General features: G+C 67.5%; 13 protein-coding genes. 8 read left to right on the top strand and 5 right to left on the bottom strand.

Features of this window, described 5'->3' with window-relative positions; genetic code table 11:
* The 4 genes from murB to C1878_RS13135 all read left to right on the top strand — a co-directional run bounded on the left by murB (position 1) and on the right by C1878_RS13135 (position 3,710).
* Entirely contained in the window at positions 1–927 is a 927-nt protein-coding gene (gene murB, locus C1878_RS13150; protein ID WP_114602133.1) for a UDP-N-acetylmuramate dehydrogenase, read from the top strand.
* A complete protein-coding gene (locus C1878_RS13145; protein ID WP_114602067.1) occupies positions 881–1,939 on the top strand; it encodes a cell division protein FtsQ/DivIB in 1,059 nt (352 codons plus the stop codon). The genes murB and C1878_RS13145 overlap by 47 nt, the downstream gene beginning before the upstream one ends.
* A 308-nt stretch (positions 1,940–2,247) precedes the next feature.
* On the top strand, positions 2,248–2,832 hold the full coding sequence (locus tag C1878_RS13140; protein WP_114602066.1) for a type IV toxin-antitoxin system AbiEi family antitoxin domain-containing protein: 585 nt from the start codon (positions 2,248–2,250) through the stop codon (positions 2,830–2,832).
* Entirely contained in the window at positions 2,829–3,710 is an 882-nt protein-coding gene (locus C1878_RS13135) for a nucleotidyl transferase AbiEii/AbiGii toxin family protein (protein WP_114602065.1), read from the top strand. Before C1878_RS13140 ends, C1878_RS13135 begins: the two co-directional genes overlap by 4 nt.
* A gap of 49 nt (positions 3,711–3,759) precedes the next feature.
* On the opposite strand, the gene C1878_RS13130 is transcribed toward C1878_RS13135, so the two are convergent.
* From C1878_RS13130 to C1878_RS13110, 5 genes are read right to left on the bottom strand one after another with little or no spacing between them, the layout of a single operon-like run.
* Positions 3,760–5,064: an aminotransferase class V-fold PLP-dependent enzyme gene (locus C1878_RS13130; protein WP_241963745.1), complete on the bottom strand. Its 1,305-nt coding sequence runs from the start codon at positions 5,062–5,064 to the stop codon at positions 3,760–3,762.
* Positions 5,061–5,579 carry a hypothetical protein gene (locus C1878_RS13125; RefSeq protein WP_241963752.1) on the bottom strand — a complete coding sequence of 173 codons (519 nt, stop codon included), beginning with the start codon at positions 5,577–5,579 and terminating at the stop codon, positions 5,061–5,063. Before C1878_RS13125 ends, C1878_RS13130 begins: the two co-directional genes overlap by 4 nt.
* A 5-nt stretch (positions 5,580–5,584) precedes the next feature.
* Positions 5,585–7,630 (bottom strand): aldehyde ferredoxin oxidoreductase N-terminal domain-containing protein, encoded by a 2,046-nt coding sequence (locus C1878_RS13120; protein WP_114602064.1) that lies wholly within the window; start codon positions 7,628–7,630, stop codon positions 5,585–5,587.
* Between the two features lie 9 nt (positions 7,631–7,639).
* Entirely contained in the window at positions 7,640–8,425 is a 786-nt protein-coding gene (locus C1878_RS13115; RefSeq protein WP_114602063.1) for a 4Fe-4S dicluster domain-containing protein, read from the bottom strand.
* A 6-nt stretch (positions 8,426–8,431) separates the two neighbouring features.
* The gene (locus tag C1878_RS13110; protein ID WP_114602062.1) at positions 8,432–9,289 is read right to left on the bottom strand and encodes a cytochrome b/b6 domain-containing protein; all 858 of its coding nucleotides are present in this window, start codon (positions 9,287–9,289) and stop codon (positions 8,432–8,434) included.
* 552 nt (positions 9,290–9,841) lie between these two features.
* Here C1878_RS13110 and ftsZ point away from each other — a divergent pair.
* The 4 genes from ftsZ (at position 9,842) to C1878_RS13090 (ending at position 13,654) form a co-directional block, all read left to right on the top strand.
* Entirely contained in the window at positions 9,842–10,978 is a 1,137-nt protein-coding gene (gene ftsZ, locus C1878_RS13105; protein WP_114602061.1) for a cell division protein FtsZ, read from the top strand.
* 13 nt (positions 10,979–10,991) lie between these two features.
* Positions 10,992–11,849, top strand: a complete 858-nt coding sequence (locus C1878_RS13100; RefSeq protein WP_114602060.1) for a polyphenol oxidase family protein — start codon at positions 10,992–10,994, stop codon at positions 11,847–11,849.
* Between the two features lie 6 nt (positions 11,850–11,855).
* Positions 11,856–12,548 (top strand): YggS family pyridoxal phosphate-dependent enzyme, encoded by a 693-nt coding sequence (locus tag C1878_RS13095; RefSeq protein WP_114602059.1) that lies wholly within the window; start codon positions 11,856–11,858, stop codon positions 12,546–12,548.
* Positions 12,549–12,691: 143 nt separating this feature from the next.
* On the top strand, positions 12,692–13,654 hold the full coding sequence (locus C1878_RS13090) for a cell division protein SepF (protein WP_114602131.1): 963 nt from the start codon (positions 12,692–12,694) through the stop codon (positions 13,652–13,654).
* Positions 13,655–13,678 lie beyond the last annotated feature (24 nt).

The raw sequence follows: 13,678 nt of genomic DNA, 5'->3' as shown, positions 1-13,678 counted from the left end.
GTGTCGGCACGACATACGTCCGAGCTGGAGGCGCTGCTCGTGGACGACCGCTTCGACGGCGACGTCTACCCCTCCGAGCCCATGGCGCGCCACACCATGTACCGCATAGGCGGTCCCGCGCGCTTCTACGTGCAGGTCGCCTCCGTGGGCGCGCTCGCGCGGCTCGTGGAGGTGTGCGAGCGCACGGGCGTTCCGTGGACCGTGGTGGGGCGCGGGAGCAACCTGCTCGTGGCCGACGAGGGGTTCCCCGGCGTGGTCGTCACGCTCGGGCGCGACTTCCGCACCTGTCGCTACGACGAGGGTTCGCAGCGGTTCTGCGTGGGCGCCGGGGTGCCGCTGTCGTCGGTGGTGCAGGAGGCGTTTCGCCGCTCGCTCGCGGGGCTGGAGTTCGCCGTGGGCACGCCGGGCACCGTGGGCGGGGCCGTGCGCATGAACGCCGGATCGCGCGACGAGTGGATCGGCGCGCGCGTGGCGTCCGTCACCACGTTCTCGCCGGGTGAGGGCCTCGCGCGCCGCTCCGGAGACGAGATCGCCTGGGGCTACCGCACGAGCTCGTTCCAACCCGACGAGGTCATCGTCGAATGCGAACTTTCCGTAGAGCCTGCCGATCCGTTCTTCATTCGCGGTAAGATGGAGGCGTCGCTGGCCCGGCGGAAGAAGACGCAGCCGCTCACGGACCCCTCGTGCGGCAGCGTGTTCCGCAATCCGGAGGGGGAGTCGGCCGGCTCGCTCGTGGAGCGCGCGGGGCTCAAAGGGGCGCGCCTCGGCGGGGCCCAGGTGTCGGAGCTGCACGCGAACTTCATCGTGAACACGGGCGACGCCACGGCGCGCGACGTGAAGGACCTCATCGAACTCGTACAGGCGAAGGTAAACGAAACGTATGGCATCGAATTACAACCGGAAGTCCGCTTCCTCGGGTTCGCGTAAGGCGCGCGGGTCGGCAACGTCCGGCCGCGGTGCCCGCTCGTCGTACACCCCGGCTCGCGCCTCCGGCCGCAGCTCGGGCCGCACGTCGTCGAGGACCTCGCCGCGGTCGTCCCAGCAGGGATCCTACCGCGCCATGCCCGGCGGGCGCTATCCCGCCGCGAGCCCCCGTCCGCAGCAGCGGCTCACCTCGGTGCGCGTGGGCGACCTCGACCGCGTCGAGCGCGCCAGCCGCGCGCAGGGCACGTACCGCCGCCACGTCGTGCGCATCGTCGTGGTGCTCGTCCTCGTGGCCGTGCTCGCCGTCGGCGCGGCCGTGGCGTACAACTCCAGCCTGTTCGCCGTGGAGAACGTCACCGTGAGCGGCGTGGAGCACCTCACGACCGACGACATGACGGCCATGGCGAACGTGCCCGCCAACACCACGCTTCTGCGCGTGGACGCAGCCGGCATCCGCGAGCGCCTGCTCAAGAACGCCTGGGTGGCCGACGCCGAGGTGAAGCGCATCTTCCCGAACACGCTCGAGCTGGCCGTGACCGAGCGCACCATCGCGGCCGTGGTGGCGGTGCCCACCGAGGACGCCAAGTCGGTGAAGCGGTGGGCCATCGCGTCGGACCACATGTGGCTCATGCCCATCCCCGACCAGGACTCCGAGGCGGGGAAGAGGACCAACCCCAAGGTTTACGAGGACGCCGCCTCCGTGCTGTCCATCACCGACGTGCCCTACGGCACGGCCGCCGACATCGGCGCGTACTGCACCGACGACAACGTGAACAACGCGCTCGACATCGTGTCGGGCATGACCACCGACCTGTCCGGCCGCGTGACGAAGGTGTCGGCCACCGACGCCGAGGGCACCACGCTCACGCTGGACAACAACGTGGAGATAGCGTTCGGCAAGGCGGAGAACATCCGCGACAAGGAGCGCGTGGTGCTGAAGATCATGGAGGACAACCCCACGGTCGTCTACATCAACGTGCGCGTGGTGGACCGGCCCACCTGGAGGGCTCTCTAGCAACCTGCGGGACGGGCGCGAGGGGTCGGAGGGGCCCGCGCTCGGGCAGTCCTGGGCTCGCGCGGAGGCCCCGCAGGGGCCTCCGGCTCGTGCGGAATCTCGCGCGGACCCCTCCGACCCCTCGCGCCCTGGACGAGGTTGCGTTCGCTTGAGGGGTTCTACCTGCGAGGGAGATGCCGTCGCGAGTGCTTCCATGTTGGAGGCTTTTTGGGATTTGGCGAGGTGTCCCCGGCTTCCCTGCGAGTGTGGTGTACTTTCATGCTTAATATAGTGTAATATTAAGCATGAAAGTACATAAGGAGGGTGGGATGAAAGAACTCGTAGACATAGCGGAAGAAAACAACGGCTTCGTTTCGTCGTCTCAAGCGACGGAGGCCGGCATACCCCGTAGGTGCTTGGCCGACCTTGTGGATAACGGCGTTCTCGTAAAGGTGGAGCGAGGCTTGTACGCCCTCCCCGGCACATGGGAAGACGAGTTCCTCGTGTTGCAACATCGCTTTGCGAGAGGGGTGTATTCGCATGAGACGGCCCTTTTTCTGCACAACCTGACCGATCGCACCCCCCTTTCGTTCACGATGACCTTTCCTCGTTCGTATAACGCGACGCGGGTAAAGGCGGCTGAGGTCGACGTGCGCACTTGCGCCGATGCTGTTTTGGATCTCGGGCTTTGCATGTTGCGTTCGCCTTCTGGAAACATGGTACGGGCTTACGATGTGGAAAGAACGCTCTGCGACCTGGTGCGCGGGCAGGCTGCGGTCGACGTGCAAGCCGTCAATCCCGCCATGCGAGCGTACGCGAGGTCCAAGGACAGGGATATGGGGAAGCTCCTCGGATATGCCCGGGATTTGGGCGTGGAGCGCAAAGTGAGGAATTATATGGAAGTGCTGCTATGAAAACGACGAACGCAATGCAGCTCAAGGCGAAGATAAAAACCGAGGCCGCCCACGTGGGCGTGTCTGCCCAATCGATGATGCAGTGCTATCTTTTGGAACGGTTGCTCGAGCGGATATCTCTCACTCCGTGGCGCGAACGCATGGTCATCAAGGGCGGCGTGCTCATTTCCTCGTTGATCGGCGTAGGCAGCCGAACGACCAAAGACCTCGACACCACCGTACGCGGTTTCAGCCTCACCCATGAATCCGCCGAAAGGGCCTTTAGGGAAATCTGCCTCGTAGAGGTTGATGACGACATTCGGTTCGAATATGTGCGCACCGAAGACATTCGGGATACCGACGAGTATCCCGGCATCAGGGTGTTCCTGTTGGCGCACTACAGCCCTATGGCGGTTCCTCTGACGGTAGACGTCACAACGGGGGACAGGATCACGCCTGATGCCGTCACCTACCGATACCCTCTTCTGTTCGAAGAGCGTTCCATCACGATATTGGCTTATCCGATTGAGACCGTCCTGTCGGAGAAGCTCGAAACCGTGATAGTGCGCGATGTGGCGAACACGCGCCCAAGGGATTACTACGACATATTCATGTTGTGGAAGCTGCAACGCGATCGGTGCGATCTGAGAACGCTGGCTGCGGCTCTCGAAGCGACATCCGAGAGACGTGGCAGCCTTTCAGCCTTGAACGGCTATCGAAGCATCATGGGCAGAGTGGCCGACGATCAGGGCATGGACAAGCTTTGGAGCAGATACCAATCGAGCAACCCCTATGCGCGAACCGTTTCGCTTCAGCAGGCGTGCGAAACGGTTTTGGAAATAATGGAAGCGGTCGATTCCGCTCCCATGCGAGACACCGCTTTTGAAGAAAGGGCTTGAGGGGCCAGTGAAAGACGGGTGCCTACCTGCAAGCAGGTAGGCACCCGTCTCACAGCATGGCCGACGTCATGAGGGCCACGGCTTCGCGTTGGGCGTTCTCCGCGGCTTCGAGGAAGCGGTCGACGTCGCCCTCGTCGTTGTAGACGCCGACGCTCGCGCGGCACACGGCGTCCGTGCCCAGGTGGCGCAACAGGGGCTGGGCGCAGTGCGTGCCCGCGCGCACGGCCACGCCGCGGCGGTCGAGCACCTGCGCCGTGGCGGCGGCGTCCACGCCGCGCACGTTGAACGCCACGATGCCGTGGCGCTCGTCCCGGTCGTTAGGGCCGGGGCCGTAGAGCTTCACCGAGGGCAGGGCGGCCAGGCCCTCCACCATGCGGCGCGTGAGCGCGCGTTCGTGGGCGCGCACGGCGTCGAACCCGATGCGAGACAGGAAGCGCGCGGCCTCGGCCATTCCCGCGGCGCCCGCCACGTTCTGCGTGCCCGCCTCGAGCCCGCACGGCGCCTCGTCGAACGTGGCGGCCTGCTCGAACACCCGGTCCACCATGCCGCCGCCGCGCAGAAGGGGCGCGGTGCGCTCCAGCAGCTCGCGGCGCCCGTACAGCACGCCCGTGCCCATGGGGCCGTACATCTTGTGGCCGGAGAACGCGGCGAAGTCCACGTCCAGGGCGCGCACGTCGAGCGGCTCGTGGGCCACGCTCTGGGCGCAGTCCAGCACGACGACGGCGCCGCAGGCGCGCGCGGCGCGCGCGATGCGCTCCACGGGCGGCGCGCAGCCCAGAACGTTCGACGTGGCCGTCACGGCCACGATGCGCGTACGCGGGCCGATCGTCCGGTCCACCTCGGCGTCGGAGATGCGCCCGGCGCGGTCGGGCACGAGGGGCACGAGCCTTGCCCCCGTGATCCTTGCTACCGCCTGCCACGGCACGAGGTTGCTGTGGTGCTCCAGAAGCGATACGACGATCTCGTCGCCGGGCTTCAACGCGGTCGCACCGTAACCGAACGCCGCCAGGTTGAGCGCGTGCGTGGCGCCGCTCGTCAGCACGATCTCGTTCGCGTCGGCCCCCGCGAAACGCGCCAGCTCGGCGCGGGCGGACTCGAGGGCCTCGGTCGCGCGGCGCGCCAGGCGGTGGGTGGAGCGGTGCGGGTTGGCGCAGTCGGAGCGGTAGAACGCGTCCGCGGCGTCCAGCACGCAGGCGGGTTTCTGCGTCGTAGCGGCGTTGTCGAGGTAGGCCAGCCCCTCGCCGCGCTCGTCGCTCGCTGCCAGCAGCGGGAACGCCGCTCGCAGCGGGGTGCCGGGCGCGAACGGTTTCGCCGCGCCCGGCACTTCGGCATCCTCTTGTCGCGAGGGCGTCACCACAACCCTCCGTACTGCACCATGCGCAGGTCGATCAGGCGCTGGACGGCCTGCAGCCGGTCATGGTAGGGGTCGTCGGGCGGGCAGTCCTCGTCCATGGCGTCGGCCAAGGGTTCGTCGCCCACCACGTCGCGCACCCAGCTCACGAACCCGTCCACGTCGATGAGCTTGATCTCCTGGTCGGACCCTTTGCCGATGTGCGCGCGGTCGCCGTCCAGAAGGAAGAGCGCCGCGCTGCGCAGGCTGTACAGGTACAAGTCCGTGCCGCCCTTGGACGGGAACATCCGGCTGGCCACGAACTGTTCGCCCCAGGAAAGCTCGCGCAGTGCATGGGCGGCCTCCTCATCGGCAGGCATCGGGAACCGCCGGCACGCCTCGGCCATGCCGGTGATCTCGTCCTCCGCCCCGGCAGCGTCCACGGAGGCGTTCTCGGCAGGCGCCGCCCTTTCGGATGCGTCGCCTTCGGCCTCCTCGCACAGGGGAAGCCCTTCCGTTCGCTCCTCTTCGGCGATCATCGCGCTCACGCCCCCAGCTTGCCGGCGGCCTCGAGCGCGTCGGCGGCGAAGCCCAGGCCCAAGGTTTCCAAACAGCCGCGCGTGGGACGGCCCGTGGACTCCTCGAAGCCCTCGTGCACGTAGAAGCGCGATTTGAAATCCTCGAACTTGTCTCGGTCGAGCGTGCGGCCCTGGCATAGCGAGTAGCTCCACTTCCCGTCCTCGTGCACCACGAGGGGGAAGGGCTTGGTGGTCTTCACGTCGTACACGTAGTTCGTGAACACCTCCTGCTCGCGGTGGCGGCCCTCAAGCGCCCAGATGGCGCGGTCGAGCACCCAGAACTTGTGGCCCAGCTGTATGCTCTCCTCATAGGACAGGTCGCGCCCGGTCACCGCTTTGAAGAACTTCACCTCGTATTCGGGCGTGGCACCGTAGGTGCTGCCCGTTTCCAGCGTGTGCTTGCGGCTGACGAAGTTCGGCCACACCCAATCGCACATGCCGAGCGACTGCAGCCAGAAGCGCCCGTAGGCGCGGTTCCAGTGGATCTCGCGCACGCGGGCGTCGGAGTAGATGCCCTCCTCGCTCCAGTTGAAGCACTCGGGATCGTCCAAGCCCGACTGGTCGGCCAGCTGCTTGGCCATGTCCTCGGCCGCCACCGGCGGCTCGGCGCCGGTGAGCACCGCCATGATAGAGGTGTTGTACACCGCGTTGTGCACGCCGTGCTCGTTGATGTCGCGCTCGCTGAAGATGCTGCCGTAGCTCCACTCGACCTCGGCGCGGGGCTCGTTGTGTTCGCAGTAGCCCCAGTTCGGACGGGCGAGCAGGCCGGAGGAGGTGTCCTCGTCCCAGCGACCCCACTTCTGCGCGGCGCGCGCGATGCCTTCGGCCAGATCATCGCCGATCTCCTCGCGGTAGGCGATGCGGTGCAGAAGGTCCTCCATGAACTCGACGGTATTGAACTTCTCGAAGGGCAGGTCGGTGTCGATCTCCTTGCCCTTGCCCATGACGCCCATCTTGTACAGGTTGTTCAGGTACACCGGCATGTCCACCTCGTAGCCGTTCAGGCCGTACTTCGACAGCAGGCTGTACACCTCCAGCGTGTCGTCGATCTTGCCGCTGCCGGTGAAGTAGGTGCCCGCCGAGCAGGTGAGCTCGTTGCCCACGCCGCCGGGGAAGAGGTTGCGGCAGTTCTTGAAGCAGCCGCGGCATCCTTCGGCGCGCGCGACGGTCGGGCTCGTGTCGAGCACCGTCGAAGCCGCGCCGGGGCTTCCGGGCGCGCCGGGCACCTTGCCCTCGTCGATGTTGTAGCCGAACTTCTCCTGCACCTCCATGCGCAGACGCACGAGCGCCGCCGGGTCGGCTATGGGGATGCTCTTCGACCCGATGAAGCTCATGGCCTTGAGGTTCTTGGAGCCGAACACCGCGCCGAAGCCGCTCTGGCCCGTCACGTGGCCCGCATCGTGCACGACGCACGACACGCGCGCTAGGTTCTCGCCGGCGGGCCCGATGCACATGACCGACGGGCGTTGCGCCGTGCGCCCCCCGTCGCGGCTGCCCGACAGCTCGTACCACGATCCCTCCGGCGTGCCGTGCGTGACCTCGTCCCAGATGCGCTCCTGGGTTTCGAAGGTGTCGAGACCCCATAGATCCGTCGCGTCGTTGAACTCCACCCGGTCGTTCACCACGTTGATCCACACCGGTGCCTCGGCCTTGCCCATGATGACGACGGCGTCGTAGCCGGCTTCCTTCATCATGCCGGCCAGGCGCCCGCCCATGCTGGAGCGGTTGTACCACTCGGGCACCGAGAAGGGCCCGATGCCCGTGAACTCGCAGCGCGCCGACGCGGCGGGCACGATGGCGCCGGAGAAGGGCGTGGTGGCGCACACGATGACGTTTTTGGGATCGGTCGACTCGACGGTCTTGTCCTCGCAGTAATCCCAGAACAGCTTAGAGGCCATGCCGTGCCCGCCAACCCATTCGATGTAAGGATCGGTGTCTATGGTCTCGGTTTTCTGCGCGGTCAGGTCCACGATGAGTATCTTGCCGGCGTAGCCGTATTTCGGTTCGGACATGGATTCCCCCTAGCCTTTGTTCTCGTTTGATGCCGCCTGTGCCGCGGTGCCGCCGGCGCTGTAGCCGCGCTCCTTGGGCGAGATCCGCGCCTCGTCGTCGCTTGGCAGGCCTATCTCCAGATAATGATTGTTGCGCAGGTTCGCCGTGTAGCCTTCGTCGGTCTGCACGGGCAGCTCGTTGGTGAACGTGATGGCCTTCATGGGGCATATCTCCACGCAGAGCTGCTTGCCGAAGGCGCCGCCCTCCTCGTCCCAGTAGGGCGTGTTCTGGCACAGGTCGCATTTCTGCGCGTGCTTGTCCTCGAAGTTCCACTGCACGCGCGACGGCGTGAACGGGCACGCCTCCACGCACCGCTCGCAACCGATGCACTTGCCCTCGTCCACAAGGCGCACGCCCGTCTCGGGGTCGGCGTGCATGGCGCCCACGGGGCACGCCTCCACGCACGAGGGGTAGGGGCACTGGCGGCACTGGTTCTGCTGCACGTCGTCGGCGGGGAAGCTGCCGAGCGCGTTCTTCATGACCTGGATGCGGGAAAGCGACGTGTTGATGCGCCCCAGGTGCGCGAGCGAGCACGAGATGACGCACGTCTCGCAGCCTGCGCACTTCTTGGTGTCCACCAGCAGGTAGCCCTGGCTCGCCTCGAGGGCGTACACGTCGTCGGGCAAGAGCAGCGCCGTTATGCCGCCGCCCAGCACCACGCCGATGCCCAACCCGCCTATGCCGGCGATGAATTGGCGCCGCGACAGGCCGCCCTTTTCCTGCGCGCCGGCCGCGCTTCTGTTCGTCTCGGTCATTTTCGCTCATCTCCCTTGCACGCCGGGCGCTCCGCCTGCGGGCGCCGCGGTTCTCGTCGGTTCTTCTGCGGCCGTTTTCGCGGCCCCTTCGAGCGCGGACTCGTCCTTGCCGCGCTCGTCATGCTCGGCTTGCAGCCGTTCGAGCCATCCTTGGTGCTCTTTCTCGGCCTCGCCGAGCGGCATCCAGCCGGTGAACATGGACGGGAACGTCTTCCAGGAGAACGGCGCGATGACGGCGAAGAACACGTGCGCCGCCAAGAACACCAGCATGAGGACGGCGGCTATGTCGTGGACCCAGAACATGACGTTCATCAGCCCGTCGGGCAGCGCGAGGAACACATGCGCCGCCGCTTTGAACAGGCCCGAAACCACCAGCAGCACGGCGGTGACCACGGCCATGACGTAGGCGGCCTTCTCGCTTTCGAAGTACTTGTCCTCGGGGGGCATGGTGAACTTCTTGATGCCGACGAGCAGGCTGTAGTGCCGGATGGTGTAGGACACCACGTTCTTCGTTGGCAGGTGCTCGCGCAGCCGCCAGTGCGACACGATCGTGTTGCCCAGGTAGTAGAACGTCCCGAACAGGAACACGACGGCGGCCACGAAGTGCACGTTCTGCCAGAGGACGGCCGCTGGGCCGTCGTCGACGAACGCGGGCGTGAACCGCAGGCCCAGGATGATGCCGGACACGAGGCAAACGGTCGTGCCCGCCGCATGGGCCCAGTGGGATATTCGTGCGGGGGCGTCGTGGCGGTACACCCGGTCGCCGGCCAGGAAGGGGTCTTTCCGCTTCGTGAACGCGGAGAGGAACAGACCCAAGAACGGTGCCAGAGCGACGAGCCACGGCGCTTGGTCGAACCAAGGCATAAGGCTTCCTTTCGACGTGCTTCGCCGAACCCTCGAGGGGCGCGGGCGAAGCTCGATGCTGTTCGAAGATAAGGGTGCGCGTTCAGAAGGCGCGCGAGGCGTTTATACCTTGAAAGAGGTGAGCACGAGCGGAGCCATAGGAGGGACTCCCTTCTGATCGCGGGCTATACGTTGCCAGCTGGCGATGCACGATACCGTGGCTTCACGATACCGTTGAAACCCCGTCGCTTGCGAGGGGGTCGGCGACGAACGGCAGGGCGTGAACTTGCGAGCGGGAGGGCCCTGGAAGCCAACGGCCGCAGGCGGCCGGTGAGCGGGAACCTCCAGGAAAACGACCTATGCCCGCCGTGCGGGCCGGATCGCCGCGCGCCCTCGTGGACGGGGCGGCGGGGCGGCTGATCTGCCTCATCCGCTATATCTGTGAACGCGTATGTAACAAAGTCAAGGTGTAATTTGCAAATGGTTGAGCTTCGTGTACAATAACCCCACGTGAACTGTACCCACATAGGGGCAAACGCAGCATAAAGAAACGCAGCAGGTGTGGAGGATACAATGCCAAACAAAATAGGTTCCGAGCACTTGGCGGTCATCAAGGTCGTGGGCGTGGGCGGCGGTGGCACCAATGCCGTGAACCGTATGGTCGAGGCGGGAGTGAAGGGCGTCGAGTTCATCGCCGTCAACACCGACCGACAGGCCCTGCTCATGTCGGATGCCGACAAGACGATCCACATCGGCGAGGAGCTGACGCGCGGCCTCGGCGCCGGTGCGAACCCCGAGGTGGGATGCCAGGCGGCCGAAGAGAGCCGAGCGGAGATCCGCGAGGCGCTCGCCGAGGCCGACATGGTGTTCGTCACTGCCGGCGAAGGCGGCGGCACGGGCACGGGAGCCGCGCCCATCATCGCCGAGATCGCCCGCGAGGAGATCGGCGCGCTGACGGTCGGCGTGGTCACCAAGCCGTTCTCGTTCGAGGGCCGCACGCGCCGCAACCAGGCGGACCAGGGCGTCGACCTGCTGTCCCAGAAAGTCGACACGCTCATCGTCATCCCGAACGACCGTTTGCTGGAGATCGTGGACAAGAAGACCAGCATGCTCGACGCGTTCCGCATCGCCGACGACACGCTGCGCCAGGGCATCCAGGGCGTCACGGACCTCATCACCATCCCCGGCCTCATCAACCTCGACTTCGCCGACATCCGCACCGTCATGAAGGACGCGGGCACGGCCATGATGGGCATCGGCATCGCCTCCGGCGAGAACCGCGCCCTCGACGCCGCCCAGCAGGCCACGAACTCGAACCTGCTCGAAACGTCCATCGCGGGCGCCTCGCGCGTGCTGTTCTCCATCGCCGGCGGCCCCGACCTCACGCTCACCGAGGTCGACGCGGCGGCCCGCACGGTGGAGGCCTGCGCCGACGACAACGCCAACATCATCTACGGCCAGATCGTGGACGAGGGCATGGGCGACCAGGTGCGCATCACCGTCATCGCCACCGGTTTCAAGGCGGGCAGCCAGCAGCAGTCCTCCATGGACTTCTCGCGCAAGGACCTGTTCGCGTCCACCGCGCCCGAGCCGAGCATGCCGTCCATTCCGCAGCAGTCCGCGCCTCCGGTGTCGTTCTCCACGTCGTCGAACAACGGTCGCTTCGCGGACGAGGACTACATCCCCGATTTCCTGAAACGTCAGCGCTAAAGGAGCCGCTTGCATGGCATCGGCCGTGGAACTTCCAGAACCGCATCTCGACGCGCGCCTCTTCGGCGCGCGTCGCATATCGGCGCTCACCGACGAGGCCCTGTTCGAGCGCACGGGCGTGCGCGTCGCGTTCACCGGTCGCGCGGGAGGCGAGAGCATGGGCCCCTTCGCCGAGCTCAACCTGGGCGGGCACGTGGGCGACGACCCCGCGATCGTCGCGTACAACCGGGAGCTGCTGCTGGAGGCGCTGGGCGCCGCCGACGCGGCCCTCGTGACGGCGAACCAGGTGCACGGCGACGATATCGTGGAGGTGGGCTCCGCCGACGCCCGGACGCTGGAGAAGGTGCGCGCCCGCGCGCTCAGGGGGGCCGACGGCATCCTCGTGGACGCGCCGCAGGTGGCGGCGCTGCTGTGCTTCGCTGATTGCGTGCCCGTGGTGATCGTGTCGCCCACGGGGCGCTTCGCCGTCGCGCACGCCGGGTGGCGGGGGGCGGTGGCGGGCATCGCCGGCAAGATCGCGCGCCTCGTGACCGCCCGCGACGCCGAGGCGCTCGGCTGCACGGCGGCCGAGGCCGCCGCCGCATGCAACGCCTACCTCGGCCCGCATATCCACGCGGAGTGTTTCGAGACGGGCGAGGACGCACGGGCGCGCTTCGTGGAACGTTTCGGCGGCGATGTGGCTCCCGACGAGCGCCATGTGGACCTGTCCCGCGCCGTTTCGCGCGACCTTGTCCTGGCTGGCTTGGACCCGGCCCGCGTCGTCGACGCGGGCGTGTGCACGGCCTGCCGGTCGGACGAGTACTTCTCCTATCGCGCGTCGGGCGGCACCTGCGGCCGCCACGGCGCCATCGCCGTGTTGCAGAAAGGTTGACGGATCATGGGCATCGAAGAGCGCTATGCGAACGTGGCGGCCGAGGTGGCCGCCGTCTGCCGCGAGGCCGGGCGCGACCCGCGTGAGGTGACGGTCGTGGCCGTGTCGAAGACCGTGGGCGCGGCCGAGGTCGGGGAGGCCGTGGCGGGCGGCGCGCGCGACTTCGGCGAGAACCGCCCCGACGGGCTCGTGGGGAAGGCTGCCGCGTATCCCCAGGCGAACTGGCATTTCATCGGCAACATCCAATCGCGCCGCATCCCCGACATCGTAGGATCGGCCGCGCTCGTCCACTCGCTGTTCGAGGAGCGCCACGCGCGCAAGATCGACGAGGCGGCCGCTGCGGCGGGCAAGGTGCAGGACGTGCTGCTCGAGGTGAACGTGTCGGGGGAGCAGAGCAAGGGCGGCCTGGCGCCGGGCGACGTGCCCGCGCTGCTCGATGTGTGCGGCGGACTTCCGCACGTGCGCGTGCGCGGCCTCATGACCATGGCGCCCCAGGGCGACCCGGACGCGGCGTGCGCGACGTTCGAGGGATTGGCGCGGCTGCACGCGGATCTGCGCGCCCGCCTCGACCCCGACCGTGCGGCCCTGTTCGATGGGCTTTCTATGGGCATGAGCGAAGACTGGCGCGAGGCCGTGCGCGCGGGCGCTACCATAGTGCGCATCGGAAGGGCCGTGTTCGACGACGCCTTCGAGGCTTGAGGCCCGGGCGTGGGGAATTCTCGCATGAGCGGCAGGACCGCCGTGCGGCGGCGACGCGGCGCCGCGCAAGGACAGGTGCAAACGCAGCAGGGTGAACGCAGCGGCGGCCAGGCCGCCGGAACCAAACGAAGCAGGTGGTGAACATGGAGCTGCCCAAAATCAAGAAATCCGAGCACGGCGGAATGTTCGACGGCATCAAGTCGAAGCTCGGCTTCGCCGATGCGGCCGGCAACGCCGCCGGATACGACGACGCGTACCTCGACGACTACGGGGACGACTTCGGCGACTACAACGACGAGTTCGGCGATTACGGGCCCGAGTACGACGACGCGCCCGCGTCGCGCTACGATCCGTACGCACCCGTGACCACGCGTCCGGCGCGCGGGAGCAGCCGAAGCGCGCGCTCCTCGGCCGACGCCGACTTCCCCAAGCTCGTGTCCATCGACGACGTGCGCGCCCACACCCAGGTGCCCGACAGCCTGCGCCGCGACCCGTTGCCGGCGCGCCGTGTGACGACTCCGTCCGCATCGACCTCGAGCTACCGGGGCGAGCGCACGGTGGTGGACGCCACCATGCCCGCGCCCTCCTCGCCGGCCCACACGGCCGCGCGCCGGGAGCGTTCCGAGAGCTTGAACGCGCTGTTCGAGCCGAGCGCGGCCGAGCCCGCCGCAAGCCCCTCGTCGACCTCCGCGTCGGCGGGGTCGGGTTTCGCCGCCGCGTCCTCCTCGACCGTTTCCGTCGCCACCGCCACCGCCCAGACGCCCGCATCCGCAGCCGCCACCGGCTCGTTCGACCCGTACGAGGCCTATGCGGGCTCGGGCGCGCCCGCGCACAACCCGTCGCGCGCCATCTCGGTGCTCAAGCCCGCGAGCTACGGCGAGGTCGAGCGCGTGGCCAAGATACTGAAGGCGGGCGACGTCGTGGTGCTCGCGTTGCGCAACACGCCCGACCAGCTGTCCAAGCGCATCCTGGACTTCTCGTTCGGCGTGTCGAGCGCGCTCGACGCCAGCGTGGAGGCCGTGGCCGACAAGGTGTTCGCCATCACGCGCGGCGCCTCGCTCACCGAGGCCGAGCGCCTCGCCCTGCGCAACCAAGGCGTGCTGTAGCCGACGGCGAACGGCGCCGTCCGA

The organism is Gordonibacter sp. 28C (genome assembly GCF_003339845.1).
Taxonomy (GTDB): Bacteria; Actinomycetota; Coriobacteriia; order Coriobacteriales; family Eggerthellaceae; genus Gordonibacter.
The sequence above is the reverse complement of the archived record's forward strand: the minus strand, read 5'-3'. Positions and strand labels throughout refer to the sequence as shown.